This is a genomic window from Bacillus sp. ISL-78 (assembly GCF_018613455.1).
GTDB lineage: Bacteria > Bacillota > Bacilli > Bacillales > DSM-1321 > Peribacillus > Peribacillus frigoritolerans.
In genome coordinates, this window is the sequence record NZ_JAGGQC010000001.1 from 60,711 (window position 1) to 78,574 (window position 17,864).

Annotated in this window: 14 protein-coding genes and 3 pseudogenes; 3 read left to right on the forward strand and 14 right to left on the reverse strand. The window is 37.6% G+C overall.

The genetic code is table 11. The annotated features are described in order from the left end of the window. Window positions 1–5 precede the first annotated feature (5 nt). From J7I96_RS00320 to J7I96_RS00385, 14 genes and pseudogenes are all read right to left on the reverse strand, one after another. Complete coding sequence (locus tag J7I96_RS00320; RefSeq protein WP_214772901.1) at window positions 6–710, reverse strand: isochorismatase family protein; 705 nt, start codon at window positions 708–710, stop codon at window positions 6–8. Between the two features lie 17 nt (window positions 711–727). Beyond that, a complete protein-coding gene (locus J7I96_RS00325) occupies window positions 728–1,690 on the reverse strand; it encodes a CobW family GTP-binding protein (protein ID WP_214922284.1) in 963 nt (320 codons plus the stop codon). 77 nt (window positions 1,691–1,767) lie between these two features. Continuing rightward, window positions 1,768–3,018: an NADP-dependent malic enzyme gene (ystJ, locus tag J7I96_RS00330; RefSeq protein ID WP_214922286.1), complete on the reverse strand. Its 1,251-nt coding sequence runs from the start codon at window positions 3,016–3,018 to the stop codon at window positions 1,768–1,770. Between the two features lie 24 nt (window positions 3,019–3,042). Then, window positions 3,043–4,206, reverse strand: a complete 1,164-nt coding sequence (locus J7I96_RS00335) for a benzoate/H(+) symporter BenE family transporter (RefSeq protein ID WP_251029062.1) — start codon at window positions 4,204–4,206, stop codon at window positions 3,043–3,045. A 30-nt stretch (window positions 4,207–4,236) separates the two neighbouring features. Further along, a complete protein-coding gene (locus tag J7I96_RS00340; protein WP_214772897.1) occupies window positions 4,237–4,719 on the reverse strand; it encodes an aromatic-ring-hydroxylating dioxygenase subunit beta in 483 nt (160 codons plus the stop codon). A 98-nt stretch (window positions 4,720–4,817) separates the two neighbouring features. Continuing rightward, entirely contained in the window at window positions 4,818–5,978 is a 1,161-nt protein-coding gene (locus J7I96_RS00345; protein ID WP_214922288.1) for an aromatic ring-hydroxylating oxygenase subunit alpha, read from the reverse strand. 60 nt (window positions 5,979–6,038) lie between these two features. Next, window positions 6,039–6,290, reverse strand: coding sequence for a hypothetical protein (locus J7I96_RS00350; RefSeq protein ID WP_214772895.1), 252 nt, complete (start codon window positions 6,288–6,290; stop codon window positions 6,039–6,041). Window positions 6,291–6,455: 165 nt separating this feature from the next. After that, on the reverse strand, window positions 6,456–7,088 hold the full coding sequence (locus J7I96_RS00355) for a nucleotidyltransferase family protein (protein ID WP_311315153.1): 633 nt from the start codon (window positions 7,086–7,088) through the stop codon (window positions 6,456–6,458). Next, window positions 7,073–8,182, reverse strand: coding sequence for an XdhC family protein (locus J7I96_RS00360; protein ID WP_214772894.1), 1,110 nt, complete (start codon window positions 8,180–8,182; stop codon window positions 7,073–7,075). The genes J7I96_RS00355 and J7I96_RS00360 overlap by 16 nt, the downstream gene beginning before the upstream one ends. Before the next feature lie 270 nt (window positions 8,183–8,452). Beyond that, on the reverse strand, window positions 8,453–9,622 hold the full coding sequence (locus J7I96_RS00365) for a sulfite reductase subunit alpha (RefSeq protein ID WP_214772893.1): 1,170 nt from the start codon (window positions 9,620–9,622) through the stop codon (window positions 8,453–8,455). A gap of 129 nt (window positions 9,623–9,751) precedes the next feature. Further along, window positions 9,752–9,925 carry an aspartyl-phosphate phosphatase Spo0E family protein gene (locus tag J7I96_RS00370; protein WP_214772892.1) on the reverse strand — a complete coding sequence of 58 codons (174 nt, stop codon included), beginning with the start codon at window positions 9,923–9,925 and terminating at the stop codon, window positions 9,752–9,754. A 132-nt stretch (window positions 9,926–10,057) separates the two neighbouring features. After that, a pseudogene (locus tag J7I96_RS00375) lies at window positions 10,058–10,870 on the reverse strand (biotin/lipoyl-containing protein); the annotation flags it as partial. A gap of 125 nt (window positions 10,871–10,995) precedes the next feature. Continuing rightward, a pseudogene (gene pyc, locus J7I96_RS00380) lies at window positions 10,996–13,632 on the reverse strand (pyruvate carboxylase); the annotation flags it as partial. A 355-nt stretch (window positions 13,633–13,987) separates the two neighbouring features. Further along, window positions 13,988–14,236 (reverse strand): ferredoxin, encoded by a 249-nt coding sequence (locus J7I96_RS00385; RefSeq protein WP_214810094.1) that lies wholly within the window; start codon window positions 14,234–14,236, stop codon window positions 13,988–13,990. Window positions 14,237–14,717: 481 nt separating this feature from the next. Here J7I96_RS00385 and moaA point away from each other — a divergent pair, with 481 nt between their 5' ends. The 3 genes and pseudogenes from moaA (at window position 14,718) to J7I96_RS00400 (ending at window position 17,859) form a co-directional block, all read left to right on the forward strand. Beyond that, window positions 14,718–15,734: a GTP 3',8-cyclase MoaA gene (gene moaA / locus J7I96_RS00390; RefSeq protein WP_214772890.1), complete on the forward strand. Its 1,017-nt coding sequence runs from the start codon at window positions 14,718–14,720 to the stop codon at window positions 15,732–15,734. 271 nt (window positions 15,735–16,005) lie between these two features. Next, window positions 16,006–16,758 (forward strand): annotated as a pseudogene (locus J7I96_RS00395) (IS6 family transposase). A gap of 84 nt (window positions 16,759–16,842) precedes the next feature. Continuing rightward, window positions 16,843–17,859 (forward strand): molybdopterin-synthase adenylyltransferase MoeB, encoded by a 1,017-nt coding sequence (locus tag J7I96_RS00400; RefSeq protein ID WP_214772889.1) that lies wholly within the window; start codon window positions 16,843–16,845, stop codon window positions 17,857–17,859. The last annotated feature ends 5 nt before the right edge of the window (window positions 17,860–17,864 follow it).

Below are 17,864 nucleotides of genomic sequence, written 5' to 3' on the forward strand. Positions count from 1 at the left end.
TGGAATTATGCATGTTGCACTTTTTTCTTCAGTTCCGTAATAACTTCATGTGTGGACAGTACATCTGCGTATTTTTGCTGCATATCAAAAAGATTCATTGCATGGGTTGTTATTCCACGGTCAAATACACATTCTTCAGGAACGACAACGTTTAAATTGTAAGAAAACGCATCAACAACTGATGCCCGAACGCAACCGCTTGTTGTTGTACCAGTAACAATTAGCGTATCAATATTATGATCCACTAAGTACGAAATGAATGGTGTTCCGAAAAAGGCACTTGGCTTCTTCTTTGAGATAACAAATTCTCCCGGAATTGGTTTTAGTGGTTCAACAATTTGGGTACCTTTCCCACCTTCAATTAATGTTGGGTGTCCAAAAACATTCCCTTTTATGGCTGTTTTTTCATTAGAATTATGTTTATGCCCCTCAATAATAGTATAAAAGATTGGTAAATTAACTTCTCTGCAGACATTCAATAGATTCTTAATATGAGGAATCGACTTCCAAGCATCTGCCCCGCAGCTAGTCGGATATTTCTTAATCGACTGCTCGATATCCTCTGCTTCTTCTCCGGTAAAACCATACGTAACATCAATAATAACTAGCGCTGGATTCTTACCAAGTCCATTTACCTTCCCTAACCCTGCACCTGAATAAATTTTTTGGTCCCTTTCATCTAAATATTGCTCCCATATTCTTTTCTCCAATTTCCGTCCCCCCATTGCTAGGTCCTACACCAGTTCGTTTGAGAGCCGACCATCTGCAGCCACTCCCTTTTTAATGTAATAGTATCCAGGTCAATCCCTATTAAAATGAAAAAATACTGTTCTGCATATTCAGGGCTCCATTCTATCCTTTTAACACCTGAATATTGCACCAAATAAGGAGTAGTCTTCCCATCTTCGAAAATCTGAACAAACCCTTTGGCACGAATGATCTGACTGGCATGTTTGGTAAGAAAATGTTCGATATCTGATTTTGAGAGTGGCCGATCGTTTGGCAAAACCAACGTACTCATACTGGAGTAGCTGGTTTTCTGCCTCATTTCCTTATCAGTACTTAGCTGTTTTATATGTTTAGCAGACGATATTCGCGTTAAAAACTGTTCAAAATTGATGTTCCCAAACTCCGCAATTTCTATATGTGCTGAATTATTCTTGTTTCTTATATTCTTTTTTACTTCTTCTGCTAAACACTGCTGAACTAAGTCCATTTTGTTGACAACGATATGATTGGCACATGCTAGTTGATGAAGCAACATTTCTTGGAAATCATGAGATTTTTCATTAAGAAAGAACTCAGCATCTACAATTGTAATAATGCTTCTTAATTCTACTTTGGCGATCATTTCCTTTTCGTTTAACGTATTTGCGACCTCTTCTGGATTGGCCACTCCTGTTAACTCGATAAAAATGATATCGGGCTTGTTTTGTAATAGTGTATCAATACTATGGGCAATTTCGCTTTTTTTGCTGCAGCAAATGCACCCACCCAGCAATGATTCTATTTTTCTATTATTAAATTTTTTTGAAACGAGCAGCCCGTCAATATCCACCTTTCCCCGCTCATTAATTAATACGGCATAGTTCAACCCCATACTTTGGGATTTAGATAACATTTTTAATAGTAATGTAGTTTTTCCACTTCCCAAAAAGCCGCTTAATATCACAACAGGAGTCCTATTCATCCTTTTTCCTCCCGTTTTTCAAATATATCTAACCATTAATTTAGTTAGTACTAACTAAATTAATGGTTTAACTAAAATTACACCTTTTCTAACTTCTTGCTGATTAAAGATTGCTCCCAGGTCTTTTTACGAACATATTCCGAATCCACCCTCTTCGTTGCCGCACCTGTTTGCATTGCGGCTTCAGCGACCGCAGCTGCTACTGCCGGCGCAACATGTTCATTAAATGGACTCGGTATTACATAGTCCTCATCTAGCTCATCTTCGGAAATGAGAGATGCAATTGCATAGACTGCAGCAATCTTCATTTCTTCATTAATAGTGGTTGCCCTCACTTCTAATGCACCACGAAAAATCCCTGGAAAGGCTAATACATTATTTACCTGATTAGGATAGTCTGAGCGTCCCGTACCTATAATTCTAGCTCCCGCAACCTTTGCTTCCACGGGGGAGATCTCAGGATCAGGGTTTGCCATAGCAAAAATAATTGGATCAGAATTCATACTTTCAATCATTTCTTTTGTGAGCACACCTGCTTTAGAAACCCCAATAAATACATCCGTATCCATAATGACATCTTTTAATTGTCCCTTTTTATTAACGAGATTGGTGTAGCAGGCCATTTCATTTTTCAAATCATTCATTCCGTTAGGACGGTCTTTAAAAATAGCTCCTTGGGAATCACACATAATGATATCTTTTACACCAAATGAAATTAATAATTTTACGATAGCAATCCCGGCGGCCCCGGCACCATTAACAACAACTTTTATGTCAGCCATTGATTTCTTGACTATTTTTAAAGCATTAATCAGTCCGGCAGCAGTTACAATCGCTGTTCCATGCTGATCATCATGAAACACAGGAATATCCAATTCTTTTTTTAATCGATCTTCAATAGTAAAACAATCAGGTGCCGCAATATCTTCCAGATTTATACCGCCGAATGAAGGGGCAAGGAATTTAATGGTTTCAACTATCTGTTCAGTATCGGTTGTATTAAGGCAAATTGGAAATCCGTCAATTCCTGCAAAGCTTTTAAATAAAATACATTTTCCTTCCATCACTGGCAGTGCAGCTTTTGGCCCGATATTACCTAGTCCTAAAACAGCTGTTCCATTAGTGATGACTGCTACCATATTCCCTTTCATTGTATAATCATAGACTTTATTTTCATCTGAATAAATTTCCATACAAGGTTCAGCGACTCCCGGTGAATATGCAAGACTAAGTTCTTCGGAATTACTTACTTGAACTTTAATCTCCGTTCCCAACTTCCCTTGATTTACTCTGTGTAGCTCTAAAGATTTTTCACGAAAATTTAACAATGAGTATCCCCCTCTTCCTTATTTTCAATGAATTTGGAAATTAAAGAACCTATTACTAAAGCTAAAACTGGCGCACTTATATGAAAAATAGAAATGTTTGATAAGGCTATGACGAAAGCAAATGTTTAAACTTGATCCAAGTACTCCAATGAGGACAAATCCCGCCAACATGGATACAAACGATACAGGTAAAGCTTTAATAAAGGGAACAATCTTCCAGGCAAATATACCAAATAAAAGAATCATTACACCTGAGACAATCGATGCCATATACCTTTTCTCTTTGGGACCTGTCTCCCCATCCGCACAAATGGCAGACATCATTCCTGCAATATTAGCGCTTTGGCCTCCAAAGAAAGCTGTTGCCATTGAAAAGATCCCGCTTGCCGCTACTATTTTTTTAATCGGCGGTTTAAAGTTTGTACTTTCAAGTGCACCGATACCTGGGGCCGCATCATTGCTTAATATAAGTAGTGCCAGTGGTATTGAAATTGTAAAGATTTCAATTATGGAGAACTTAGGTTTAAAAATTTCAGGAAACACATACTCAGCTCTCATTGTTGAAATTTCAATGTTTTGGGTAAAGAGTATTATAAGCAGAGCTGTACAAACCGCCCCAAGAACAACCGGTAAACGTTTTACCCATTTTATAAAAATGAAGTAACATAGTATCGCTGGTAAACCAACAATCATTAGATCATGAACAGATGTAATTAGACGAACGACATAGGTTGTGACCAATCCACCTAACATTGCGGCAATGATTTCATTAGGAAACCATTTCATAATCTTTGTATAGAGGCCAGAAATTCCAACGATAAAAATGATCAATCCTGAAATCAGATAGGACCCTATTAATTCTGAAAATGAATAATATGGGGTGACTGTAACAAGAAAAGCAACACCAGATAATGAATGGGCACCAGTAATTGGTATTTTATATATTAATGGGAAGATGATACTGAATAATCCTCCAAAAAAATACACAGCAAACATCCAAGAAATGGTTTGTGTATGCGTAAAATGCCCAGCATTTGCACCTGCCAAGATAATGGCGGGCGGTCCTGTCATAGCCAGCATGGCGGATATAAGCCCAGACGAGACATTATTTGTTGTCAAATCTTGCAAGGGCTTTCGTTTGTTTCTATGAATTTTAGCTTCCTTAACAAGATAGGTTTCCGTTTCCATAAATTGAGAACCCCTAAATGTAAAATGACCTTATAAAATAAAACTTAGGTTTCCAAGCGGTTCATTATTGTTTAATAATTCAATCTTCTTCAAGTGAATTTTTAAATTGTTTCCTTCCAAACACAAGTGGTGTTCATTTCTACCTGAAAAGATTGTTTGTACTCCCCTTCTTAATTCAACCAGCAGGAAATTAGACGATACAACCACTTTGTCCTTCAACTCTTCCACAATTTCAACATTTGTAATAAGATGCCGTGTTTTGGATTGCGGTTGCTGGCCATACGCCAATCCCGTTTGAAGCCTCCATACTCGTTCTTCCAGCCGTTTGCGATCATCGTAAATTATCGAAACATGAGTCTCCGGATCAATGTCGTTTTCGTTACATGGAACCCAATACACACAATTATTAGTGAATAATTCCAGCCATTCATCTAGCCGATTTTCATTGATATATCTTGCTTCTTTGAATAAAATTGCCTCGATTTGTTTCAACTCATTTTTTGTTTGGATCAAATTTTTCCCTTCCTTTCTTTATAAGCATTATTCCTGGAACAGACTTTGAGCCGATTCACAATAAGTACCTATAAGATTTCTTCATTACGTTTATGTGTTTACGCTTCCATAAAGCGTTTCCACTCTTTATAAATTGCCCTTGTTGAAACTTCATCGCTAGAATTAGCCGTGATAACCCCCTTTTCATCAACTTGCTCCCGATTCATTCCTCGACTGATCACTAACCATTCATTTCCTTCAGCTTTTAGCCCTTCCTTTACTCGTTCAAACGCTACTTCAACATCATCTGGGCTTCCGAAACCCGCTGGCCCGTAAAAACCTTCGTGCGTTCTTAATCGCTGTGCGTTTACCTCTTTTAATGCTCCCTTCAGCATAATTGGATAAAGCATTACTTCTGTTCTTTCTACCGAGACAGGTTGAACCACCCGTACTTGGGACCCTAATATACTAAGATTAGGGAAGATAATTAAATTAAACGGAAGAGCACCAATATTTAAATCTCCTGCCAATTCGTATAAGGAATGACCATTCCCAAGATCAGATACCTTTTCTTCCTTATGCATTTTGGCAAACTTCGTCTTTTCCCCAGTTCGTTTCGCAATGATATCAAAAAATGTCTTGTGCACAAAACTTAAGTGATAAGGATCAATTGTATTTTCCACTTGGAACTTCCAATTAGCATTAAGGTAATACTTGTGTTTACCTGCGGTTAATTCGATTCCTTCAGGGCCGGAGTCGACAACATAATCAATATACGGCATAGAATTCCCTAAATGTTCCGTCAAAGGTTTGACATCCTTGTTTAAGCTGGCAAAAATAAAACCTCGGTAACTTTCTACTCTAGTAACTTTATTAAGCCCCATTTCCTCGCGATTAAATTCCTCTCCATACCCATCCTGGAAAGGAGCCCCAAGAAGTTTCCCATCGTTAGCATATGTCCAGCCATGATAAGCGCAGCGTAATACATGAGCATTGCCGCATTCATCTTGGCAAACCGATGCCCCCCGGTGCCTACAACGATTTAGCACAACATTGATTTGGCTGCCGTCAGCGCTGCGGGTCACAATAACCGGCTGAGAGCCAATTTTTGTTGTTTTGTAATCTCCCGGGTTGGCAATTTCACTTTCATGACCTACATACACCCATGTACTGCTAAAAATTTTGTCAATTTCCATCTTAAAAATAGCTGGATCCGTATAAATCTTGCCATGAACAGCACCTTCTTTAACATAATCAGAAATATTTAATGTATTAATCATTACTCCTTCACCTGCTTTTCATTATTTTTATTTTTAATATAGAGATAGAAGTCTCCAAATTTATAATTTATAATTTAAAACCGGCTCAACTGCGGATGAACCTATCCCTTTCCAGCGGCTAATAGAAGGATCTAGTATGGGGTGAAGATCCTTATGTTCACACCAGGCCAGACTTTCTAGTTCTAGCGGGTCAAGATAAATGACCCTTTTTGTTCTTATATCCATAACTTTAAGTCTAACACCATTGGAAGAGTAATCTATTTGAACCGATACCTGTGCAAATTCATTTTTAAGAACTAATTCTTTACACATGTTTTACCTCCCTCACAAAAGATAGTTAGCACACACTAACGAATTATTTAAAAAAATATTCGCGTCTTATTGAAGAGTGTTAGTACTAACTAACTCTATAATACTATTTCCATTATATTAATAGTATTATAGAGTAAAGTTACTTGTCAACACTATTCTGAATACTTATTTAATTCTATTTTCATCATCCATTTCCCCCTCGATTAAAACCTTGTAATCTTCGGGTGTATCTATATCAGTTATGATCTTTCTATTCAACTCAGAATAATACACATGCTCCTTAAATTTGGTGATGACTGATTTTCCACCCTCATCCCCGTCAATATTTAATAAAGGAGGAAACATATTTCTTTTGAATAGGACGGGATGCCCCTTACCGTTTTGATATTCAGCTTGAATAATAGAGCAATTCGGCTGATGATGATAGTCTCTTATAATCTGATTGATTTCGTGAGATGTCATTAATGGCTGGTCCCCCAATAAAAAAATAGCCGCCTGCACAGAATCTGGCAATGATTGCAATCCAAGTTTAACCGAAGTGGACATCCCCTCGTTTGAAAAGTCATTCAATACGACTTTATTAACTCCATCAATTTGTGACTCTTCGACCAGTTTTTTTATCTGTGGATTCACGACGACAATAATTCCATCCAATTTTGATTTCAAACATTCATCAAGGGTATGTCTAATTAATGCTTTTCCTTTATAGGGCAATAGCAATTTCGGTTCACCCATTCGTTTCGAAAAGCCAGCAGCTAAAATAATAGCCCATACGTGACTATTTATATTTCTAATAATTGCTCTTCCTCCTTGCTAGAGAAATTAATCATCCCTTTTGTGAGTTTATTTCCTGTCCCTCCCCTAAACACCATTAAAATTTCAGCTAAAATGCTTAACCCAATTTCTTCAGGTGTTACTGATCCAATATCCAAACCTATTGGACTATGAATTTTATGCAAATTAGGATGATTAGTTATTCCTAAGCTTTTGCCCAATTCATAAGTTCTTTTTCTAGGCCCTAGCAAACCAATATAAGCCGCCTCTGAATTGATAACTTCCTTTAACATCATCTGGTCATGTAGAAAATGATGCGACATAATTACAACATAGGTATTTTCTTTAAGCGTTATCTCAGGTATTGCTCCTGCTTTAAAATTTATTAATTCATCTGCTTCCCGGAAATTCTTTTGATTAATATATCCTGGACGATGATCCAGTACGGTGACGTGCCATTCTATCTGTTTTGCCATTTGAACTAACGGTATTGCATCCGGACCAGCACCAAATACCACAAGTCTTGGAGAAGGAGAAATCGAATCATAGAATACTTGGAATCTCTCATTACCATCTATATTTTCCAGTTTACAGTAGTTGGACTGTAAATCCTTTTTACTTACATAATCATTAATAATTTCCTTAAATGGAATGTGATTATATTCCTGAGTCTCTGGATCGATTATCCACTTGCTTCCAACCAAACTCGAATTCGCTGCTTCAACCACTATTATACTATGCAAGGTTTTATCCATTCCCTGCTTAAACCATTCTTCAAAAAGTTCCGACTCAGAGGTGGTTGGAATATATGGTTCAAGTAATATATTTATCTTGCCGTTACAGCCTAACCCCAATCCCCATATTAAATCCCCTTTATCCTGAAAGTCATAATGAATGATTTTGGGTTGTCCTTCTTCAATAATCTGTAATGCAATCTCTTTTATATCCCCTTCAACGCACCCTCCACTTACTAACCCTGTAAGTTTTCCATCTTCTGCGATAAAACATTTTGCACCGTTTTTTTGATAAGTGGAACCTTGTGTAGAAATAATCGTACCAAGAACCCCTCTTAAACCGAGATTCTTACACCGTAATATTTCCTTATATATCGTTTGCATATTATCCGCCCCTTAACAAGTACCAGTGAGTATCATATTAGTTGAATCCCCTCTAATATTAAGCGTTTACATTTCGTGGGGTGTAATGAAATTTTAGTATAGTAATTTTTGTTCCTACTCTTTATTATTAATCCGAATTTTAGATCCGTCAATATATTTTGATTATTTAATTAATTCTATTAATCTGAGCCTTACAGGCCCAATACTTTCAACACCGTAAAAAGGAGGACTGGAAATAATCCTCACCGAGAGAGTTATTTCCAGAAAACTTTAATATACGTCACGTTGGTAACGGCCTTGTTTTTGCATATCGGTCAAATACGCTTCAGCTTCTTCACGGGTTATTGCGCCTTCTTTTTCAATAACATCAATCATCGCGTTACGGACGTCTTTCGCCATATGTTCCTTGTCACCGCAGATGTAGAAATGCGCGCCATTTGACAACCATTCGAATAATTCTTTGCTGTTTTCAAGAATTTTATGCTGTACATATACTTTTTGAGCTGTATCACGAGAGAAAGCAGTGTCTATTTTTGTAAGCACACCATCCTCTTGAAATTTTTCCAATTCATCTTGATAAAGGAAATCACATGTTACATGCTGATCACCGAAAAACAGCCAAGATCTGCCTGTGGCCTTTTGAACTGCCCACTCCTCGATAAAGGAACGGAATGGTGCAATGCCTGTCCCTGGCCCGACCATAATAATGTCCTTATCTAATTCTGGCAAATGGAAGTGTTTATTTGGCTGAACAAAAACTGGAAGTGTATCCCCTTCATTAACACGCTCAGCAACTTGTATAGAACAAGTACCTTTTCGTTCACGTCCGTGAGACGTATATCTTACAGCTCCAATCGTTAGATGAACTTGTGCAGGATGAGAGGCTAAACTGCTTGCAATGGAATAGAGACGTGGTGGCATTTTTCTTAAAAGACCCGCAATTTCTTGTGCAGATGCATTCCATGGACCAAAATCACGCAGCATATCAAGTAAGTCACGTCCATTAATATATTCCTTAAGCTTGTCTACATTTTCAACCAAAACTAGATTTCTCAACTCTTCATTTTCTGTTAAACCTGATGCTTGTTGTAAAATCTTTTTCGTTAATAGGGTAATTTCAAAACATGATGTTAACGCTTCCCTTAATGAAAGAGTTTCCTCTTGTTTATTAATTGTTACAGGTGTTTCGCCATCCCATTTCATTTCCTCAATAAGAGATGCTACTAGTTCTGGGTCATTTGAAGGAACAATACCAAGAGCATCACCTGGGTTATACGAAAGACCTGATCCTTCTAATGATAACTCAATATGCCTTGTTTCTTTAGCAGATCCAACTCCGTTTAGGTTAACATTTTTAAGAACCTTCGCTTGGAACGGATTTGTCCTTGAAAATACTGCCGGCATCTTTTTATCATCAGATTTTACTATATTAACTGACATAATATTCACCTCAAAAAGGTTTTCTATAAAGCTAGAATAACACTGTATAATACAATCAGATATATTTTTATTACAATTAATATAAAAATACAAAAAGCAAAGTAACTGTACATTAGTAAATCATCAATATTACTGGGTTAGCGCTAATAAAATCTTTTGGAATTTTACAATTTCCTTGTCTAAAACCTGACTAATCATTAAAACCTCTTCACTAGCTATCCCTTTATGACTAGCGGTTTTGTACATTTGAAATTTAAGTTTTCTTATATTCTTTGACAAGTGTACCGTTTGAGATAACAACATTAACCCATCTCCTCATATTCCTTATCGATAGAATTATGCACTAGACCGTTAAATGCATTCCGAAATCTCCTCTCTCTCTCTGAATATCAATGAGGCTAAAATTATCTTTACTGATCAATTTACTTTTACCTGTTATGTTGTTAGTTCAATAAGTAACTCTCCTGATTGAATAGCCTCTCCATTTAATACATAAATATCTTTTACCAATCCATCGAATGGTGCTTGAATGGTTGTCTCCATTTTCATAGCCTCTGTGATCATAAGATGATCACCTTTTGATACGGTTTGTCCTTTTTCAACAAGGAGCTTCAGAACGGTGCCTGGCATAGATGCCCCGATATGGCTTTGATTACCGGGATCTGCTCTCAATCTTGCTTGAACAGTCGTTTTAATATTCTCGTCTTTAATAAGAACTTCACGCATCTGACCATTTAATTCAAAATAAAGAACACGTGTACCGTCTGCTTTCGCCTCACCAATTGAAACAAGTTTAACAAAGAGGGTTTTCCCCTTTTCAATCTCCACCTCAATTTGTTCGCCTAGACGCATTCCGTATAAAAACGTTGGCGTGTCAAGAACGGAAATATCTCCATATTTATTGACTGTTTGATGGTAGTACATGTACACCTTCGGATATAAGGCATAGGCAATAACATCGTGGCTTGTCACAGGACGTTTTAATGAACTATACAACATCTCTTTAATTTCTTGAAAGTTCACTGGCTCCAAAATTTCTCCGGAGCGAACATTTACTGGTTCTTTCCCTTTTAAAATAATGCGCTGAAGCTTTTTTGGAAATCCGTCATGAGGCTGGCCAAGATAGCCTTCAAACAATTCAACAACTGAGTCTGGAAAATCAAGTGTCTCACCTCGTTCAAAAATATCTTCTTCGGACAAATGATTTTGAACCATATAAAGGGCCATATCTCCAACAACCTTTGAAGAGGAGTATGTTCTGGCTGAGCATTAACTTTTTCTAAAAACCATTCATATTCTTTCACAGTTTCATCAGTCAGAAGCGAAATATCTTTTTTTCTACTTTTATAATCAAGTTCAGCAAGTTCTTTAGATGGCGTTACTTTGATGATATCGCCAAACAACTGATTCACACGGGAATACATTACCTTTACCTGATCCCAGCTATCTTCCAAGCCCACTGCTTTCGCTTGCTGCTGCAGGTTACTATATTGGCCTCCCGGCATTTCGTGAACATATACTTCGGTGTGAGGGGCTTTCATGCCACTCTCAAAATCAGCATAATATTTTCGGATATCTTCCCAATAATGAGAAATTTGTTCCGATCCCTGGATGTCCATTTGCGGTTTACGATTATGCCCTTCTAATGCATAATAGAGCGAATTTGCACTTGGCTGTGATGTTAGTCCAGCCATGGAGCTTGCTGCGACGTCAACAATGTCAACACCTGCTTCGATTGCCTTTGCGTACATGAAAAGTCCATTGCCACTTGTATCATGAGTGTGTAAATGAATGGGAATTTCAACAGTTTCTTTTAATGCGGAAATCAGATCATAGGCCGCCTGTGGCTTTAACAGACCAGCCATATCCTTAATGCCTAATATATGGGCACCGGATTGTTCCAGCTCTTTTGCCAGATTTTTATAGTAAGTTAAATCGTATTTTCTTCTTGAAGGATCCAAAATATCTCCCGTATAGCACATGGCCGCTTCGGCAATTTTTCCATTCTTTCTCACAGAATCAATCGCCAGTTCCATCCCTTTTACCCAGTTAAGGCTATCGAAAATTCGGAAGACATCAATTCCTGCCTGTGCAGACTTTTCGACAAATTCCTCGATGACATTATCCGGATAATTCTTATAGCCAACTGCATTGGATGCACGAAGAAGCATTTGGAACAGAATATTTGGCATGCCTTGTCGCAGCTTCAATAACCGGTCCCACGGATCCTCTTTTAAAAATCGGTAGGATACATCGAAGGTTGCACCGCCCCACATCTCAACAGAAAATAAATGTTGCATTAATCGGGCAGTCGGTTCTGCAATTTTCATCAAGTCGCTTGTACGCACACGAGTGGCCAACAAGGATTGATGGGCATCACGGAAGGTTGTATCGGTTAACAATACTTCCTTTTGTTCTTTAATCCAATTTACGACTCCTTCAGGGCCTTTTTCATCTAGAATTTGTTTCGTTCCGTCTGGAATCGGTTCATAATCATGAACCTTAGGTAATCTTGTTTTTTCAAAAAGGGGCTTTTTCTTTTTAGCCACTCCTGGAAATCCATTCACTGTGACGTTTCCAATATAGCTAAGCATTTTTGTCCCGCGGTCCTTTGGTTGCGGGAAAACAAACAGCTCAGGTGTTTTATCGATAAACGATGTATCATATTCACCTTTGATAAATTTAGGGTGTTTTACCACTTTTTCAAGGAACGGAATATTGGTCCGGATTCCACGGATCCGGAATTCCCTTAAGTTTCGCACCATTTTCGCCGCAGTTTGATCAAAGGTTAAAGCCCAAGTTGTTACTTTTACCAAAAGGGAATCATAATAGGGGGTGATAACTGCCCCATTAAATCCGTTCCCTGCATCCATACGTACTCCGAACCCTCCTCCAGAACGATAGGCCATAATTCTTCCAGTATCCGGCATAAAGTTATTCAAGGGATCCTCTGTTGTAACCCTAGATTGAATCGCATAACCGTGTACCTGAATATCTTCTTGTTTTGGGATTCTCATTTCTTGGCTATGAAGAGAATAGCCGTCTGCAATTAAAATTTGGGATTGAACAATATCAATGCCTGTAATCATTTCTGTTATTGTATGTTCAACCTGCACCCGCGGGTTTACTTCAATAAAATAGAATTCAACATCTGTAACAAGGAACTCTACTGTTCCTGCATTTAAATAGGAAACGTTTTTCATTAAATAAGCAGCTGCTTCGCAAATAGCATGGCGCAAGTCTTCAGGTAAGGAAACGCTGGGTGCTACTTCCACCACTTTTTGGTGGCGCCTTTGAACGGAACAATCACGTTCAAATAGGTGGACAATGTTTCCATCCCGGTCACCTAATATTTGTACCTCAATATGTTTTGGATTTTGCACAAATTTTTCAATATATACTTTATCATTTCCAAATGCTGATTTTGCCTCAGATTTTGCCCGGTTATATGAATCCTCTAAACTATCTTCGCTTTGTACAACCCGCATTCCCCGGCCGCCTCCGCCAAGAGCCGCCTTAATGATGACTGGATATCCATATTTTTGCCCGAATGCTTTTGCTTCCTCCAGGCTTTTAATCGGTCCATCACTTCCAGGAATAACGGGAATATCAGCTTGGGTTGCTTGGTGACGTGCTTTCACTTTATCGCCGAACATCTCCAAATGCTTTAATTTCGGTCCAATGAAAATAATTCCTTCATCTTCACAACGCTTTGCGAATTCTACATTTTCTGATAAAAACCCATAGCCCGGGTGGATAGCGTCAACTTCATGGGCCTTTGCAATTTTGATAATTCCTTCAATATCCAGATAAGCTTCAATTGGCTTTTTACCTTCCCCTACTAAATAGGATTCATCTGCTTTATACCGGTGGAAAGAGCCGATATCCTCTTTTGAGTAAATGGCAACGGTCCGAATGTCTAACTCGGTACACGCGCGAAAAATGCGAATAGCAATCTCCCCTCGGTTTGCTACTAAAACTTTGTTAATTTTTTTAGTTACACTTGCCATGGTTCAGTTCCTCCTCTCAAAATAATAGATTATTAGGGCTGTCATTTTGGTTTACAACAAGATTTCAAATGCATTTCGAAAGGTGTGTTAGTTATTATTAACCAACATTTTAGGTATATTGATTAAAGTATAAATAGCTAATAATTATATGTTAGTCATTATAATAAAACACTGAAGTTACTATCTGATTGTTTATTTCTTTAGTGTTTCAATAAGAATTTTACTCTTTTACATAGAACTGTGATTATCCACCGCTAACCGGTGGAATCTTAGCGTTTAGGGGAAGGTCAAACCCACGGTTACTTGTTCCTGCCCAGGTAATTTTCAAAGTATGAGGAATCGAATAAAACTAAACTCATTCAACTTCTTTTGTTTTTTCATTAAAAGCATGATCAGCCAAACTTATTGAATCTGTCGGGCATCCCTCATATGCATTAATCACGTCATCAAGTAGATCTTCGGGAATTTCTTTAATTCCCTGGTTCTGATCAAGGATGACATAAGCAATTCCTTCGTCTGTATAATCATAGACATCGGGAGCTGTAGCCCCACAAGCTCCACAAGCAATACAAGTTTCTTGGTCTACAATTGTATATTTTTCCAACTCCACACCTCCCTCTATACTTTTTACATAAATTAGTTTATTTTAATATACCACGTGTTAGTTAATGGTCACTAACATTTTTTTGAGATTTTTGAATTTTTTTTCATCACTCACAATTATCACTTCGCAACTTAAGTTTATCTTTAGGTCAGATTCCTTGACATATATTTCATAGAAATTATATATTGTTAGTTATTAATAACTAACAATATAGGCGAGAAAATTGGAAATGAATATAGACATTGAGCAAATGGATAATCATAAAAAGTCTTATTTGTTGCGATAGATTTAATGTAAAAAAGGGTACAGTGAAAAATTTTTTCCTCCCTTTCAATAATAAACATGCTGGTAAAAGAACTTTTACGGAGTAATTCTCCATACGTGTACTTTCCATTGAAAAGAAGTTTATCTACCGCCCTCTAATCACCATAATATACTGACTATTCTAAATGATTTCTCTATCTGGAGTTGAAAAAATGTGATGATCAAACAACAAGTTAAAGATAAATTAGACAGGCCGCTTCGTGATATTCGAATCTCTGTAATTGACCGTTGTAATTTCCGCTGCCAATACTGTATGCCAGCGGAATTGTTCGGTCCAGATTATGTTTTTTTACCTAAATCAGAATTACTAACCTATGAAGAAATTACACGCCTTGCCAGCATTTTCATTAAATTAGGTGTTGAAAAAATTAGATTAACTGGAGGAGAGCCTCTTCTTCGAAAAGATTTACCTATTCTTGTTGAATTGCTTTCAAAAATTAATGGTCTAAATGACATTGCTTTAACGACCAATGGCGTATTGCTCCCTAAATATGCATCACAGTTGAAGGAATCCGGCCTTAAAAGGATAAATATCAGTTTAGATAGTCTAAATGATGAACTATTTGGTGAAATAAATGGCAGGAATGTTGGAGTTGGCCCGGTTCTCCGAGGGATTGAGGCCGCAAAAAATGCAGGTCTTGGTATAAAAATCAATATGGTTGTAAAAAAGGGACTTAATGACTCTGAAATTATTCCTATGGCAGCCTACTGTATAGAACATGGCCTAGAGCTAAGGTTCATTGAATATATGGATGTCGGCAGTACAAATGGGTGGAAAATGGAGGACGTTGTTACGAAGAAACACATATATGAAATGTTAAAAGAACATTTTGAATTTGAACCGGTGGGGGCTGCTTATTACGGAGAAGTGGCCAAGCGTTACCGTTATAAAGGGACAGATATCGACGTCGGCTTTATTACCTCAGTATCCGAATCGTTTTGCTCAACCTGTACGCGTGCAAGATTGTCAGCGAATGGGCAAATTTTCACTTGTTTATTTAATGGAAACGGCCATGATATTAGGGATTTTATTAGAGGCGGAGCTACTGATCAAGAGATAGAAGAAAGAATCAAAGGCATTTGGAATCATCGTTTCGACCGTTATTCTGATGAACGCACCGAGGAAACGAGAAAATCCAGGAAAAATATTGAAATGTCCTATATAGGCGGATGATCATCTAATTACTAATTGGAGGGTGACAAAGAGTTTGACTTTTTGACTCCCTCTTCTTTCTTATAATGCATTTTTTACGGTAATGTACGTGCCCAGTTCTTCTTCTATCATGGCAATATGATTTTTTATATCCAGTAAAGTTTTTTGCACTTGATTTCCATCCAAATTCAACTATCTTACTAGCAAATTAGGTTTTGGTGCAGTAATAGCAATTAATCTCTAGATCTTGGGCATACTGATACTATTAATCTTAAAAAAGGTGCGTGATAGTATGGAAAATCAAAAATTATTCAAGTGGAAACATTATCAGCCTGACATGATTTTGTTAACAGTGAGATGGTACCTGCGGTACAACTTGAGCTTTCGTAATTTAGTGGAGATGATGAAAGACGCGGCTTATCGATGGCTCTCACAACGGTTATGCGTTGGGTTCATCAATATGGACCGGAATTAGATGAAAGGGTACGGCGTCATCTTAAGCCAACAAATGACTCCTGGTGAGTCGATGAAACGTATATCAAAGTAAAGGTCAATGGATATATCTGTATCGTGCAGTGGATTGTGCAATGGATTCCAAAGGAAACACGATTTGATTTTTAGCTCAGTAAAAAAAGAGACAAAAAAGCTGCAAAGCGCTTCTTCAAGAAAGCTTTGCGTCTTTTCATGTTTCTAAGCCTCATGTCATGACGGTTGATAAGAATCCTGCTTATCCTATAGCAATTGAAGCGTTGAAAAAAGAAAAGCATACCTGATGGTATGCAACTAAGACAACAGAAGTACTTGAATAACATAGTGGAGCAAGATCATTGCTTTATAAAGAAGTGAATCCGTTCTATGCTAGGATTAAAAACGTCGAACAGCTAAACATATCATCTGTGGAGAGGAGGTGATGCATATGCTGAAAAAAGGACAACTTCAACAAGGGGTGAAGTCTATCCAAGGCGAGATTGAATTCACACAAAAATTATTTGGAATAGCCTCATCATTCATAGATGAAAAGGATATTGAAATTCTATGTTTCTAACAGGTCCTATTTGCACCAGAACCGGATTTTTTCTCATTAGATTGTTATTGAACTTACATATAGATAGAAAGGAAGGGAATTTCAATGTCAGATCGTTATTCACGGCAGCAGCTGTTCAACCATATTGGTGTTAACGGGCAAGAGAAAATTAGCCAAAAGCATGTATTAATTGTAGGAGCAGGAGCATTGGGAAGCGCTAGTGCTGAAGCGCTTGTCCGAGCAGGAATTGGCAAGCTCACGCTTATCGATCGCGACTATGTCGAATGGAGTAACCTACAGCGTCAACAATTATACAACGAACACGATGCCAAAACAAAGATGCCTAAAGCAATCGCGGCTAAAAATCATTTAAGCCAAATTAATTCAGAAGTGGACATTAATACGCATGTTATGGACGCCAGATCAGATAATTTGGGACATATACTCCATAATGTGGACGTGATCATTGACGCTACAGACAATTTTGATATTCGCTTTATTTTAAATGATCTTTCTCATAAACAGGATGTGCCATGGATTTATGGTTCCTGTGTAGGAAGTTATGGTTCGACCTATGCTATTCTTCCAGGAAAAACACCGTGCTTACATTGTCTTTTAAAACATGTTCCAGTTGGAGGAGCGACGTGCGATACAGTGGGCATCATTAGCCCAGCAGTACAAATTGTGTCTGCTTATCAAGTGGCAGAGGCATTTAAGATTCTTGTAGAGGATTTTTCATCAATTAGACATAGTTTTTTGACATTTGATGTATGGAGCAATCAACATTATTCGATTAAGTTAGATAAAATAGAAACGGAAGATTGTCCATCTTGTGGCAAACTTAGAACGTATCCTTATTTAGCTTATGAAAACCAAACAAAAACTGAAATATTATGTGGAAGAAATACTGTTCAAATTAGACCTAGTCGAGTCATTCCATATTCTTTTGACCAATTAGAAAAGCAATTAAAAAATCATGGAACTGTCGAACAAAATCCGTATCTGTTGTCTTGTCAACTGCCAGAATATCGTATGGTTATTTTTCGAGATGGTCGTGTTTTTATTCATGGAACGAATGATATCCAGGTTGCCAAAAATCTATATTATCGTTTATTAGGATGATAGAA

Coding starts and splice junctions, on each gene's coding strand:
- J7I96_RS00325 (WP_214922284.1), bottom strand. CDS start 1,690: ATGAATAGGACTCCTGTTGTGATATTAAGCGGCTTTTTGGGAAGTGGA.
- J7I96_RS00365 (WP_214772893.1), bottom strand. CDS start 9,622: ATGTCAGTTAATATAGTAAAATCTGATGATAAAAAGATGCCGGCAGTA.
- J7I96_RS00345 (WP_214922288.1), bottom strand. CDS start 5,978: ATGATTAATACATTAAATATTTCTGATTATGTTAAAGAAGGTGCTGTT.
- moaA (WP_214772890.1), top strand. CDS start 14,718: ATGATCAAACAACAAGTTAAAGATAAATTAGACAGGCCGCTTCGTGAT.
- J7I96_RS00360 (WP_214772894.1), bottom strand. CDS start 8,182: ATGCAAACGATATATAAGGAAATATTACGGTGTAAGAATCTCGGTTTA.
- J7I96_RS00400 (WP_214772889.1), top strand. CDS start 16,843: ATGTCAGATCGTTATTCACGGCAGCAGCTGTTCAACCATATTGGTGTT.
- J7I96_RS00335 (WP_251029062.1), bottom strand. CDS start 4,206: ATGGAAACGGAAACCTATCTTGTTAAGGAAGCTAAAATTCATAGAAAC.
- J7I96_RS00370 (WP_214772892.1), bottom strand. CDS start 9,925: ATGTTGTTATCTCAAACGGTACACTTGTCAAAGAATATAAGAAAACTT.
- J7I96_RS00350 (WP_214772895.1), bottom strand. CDS start 6,290: ATGTGTAAAGAATTAGTTCTTAAAAATGAATTTGCACAGGTATCGGTT.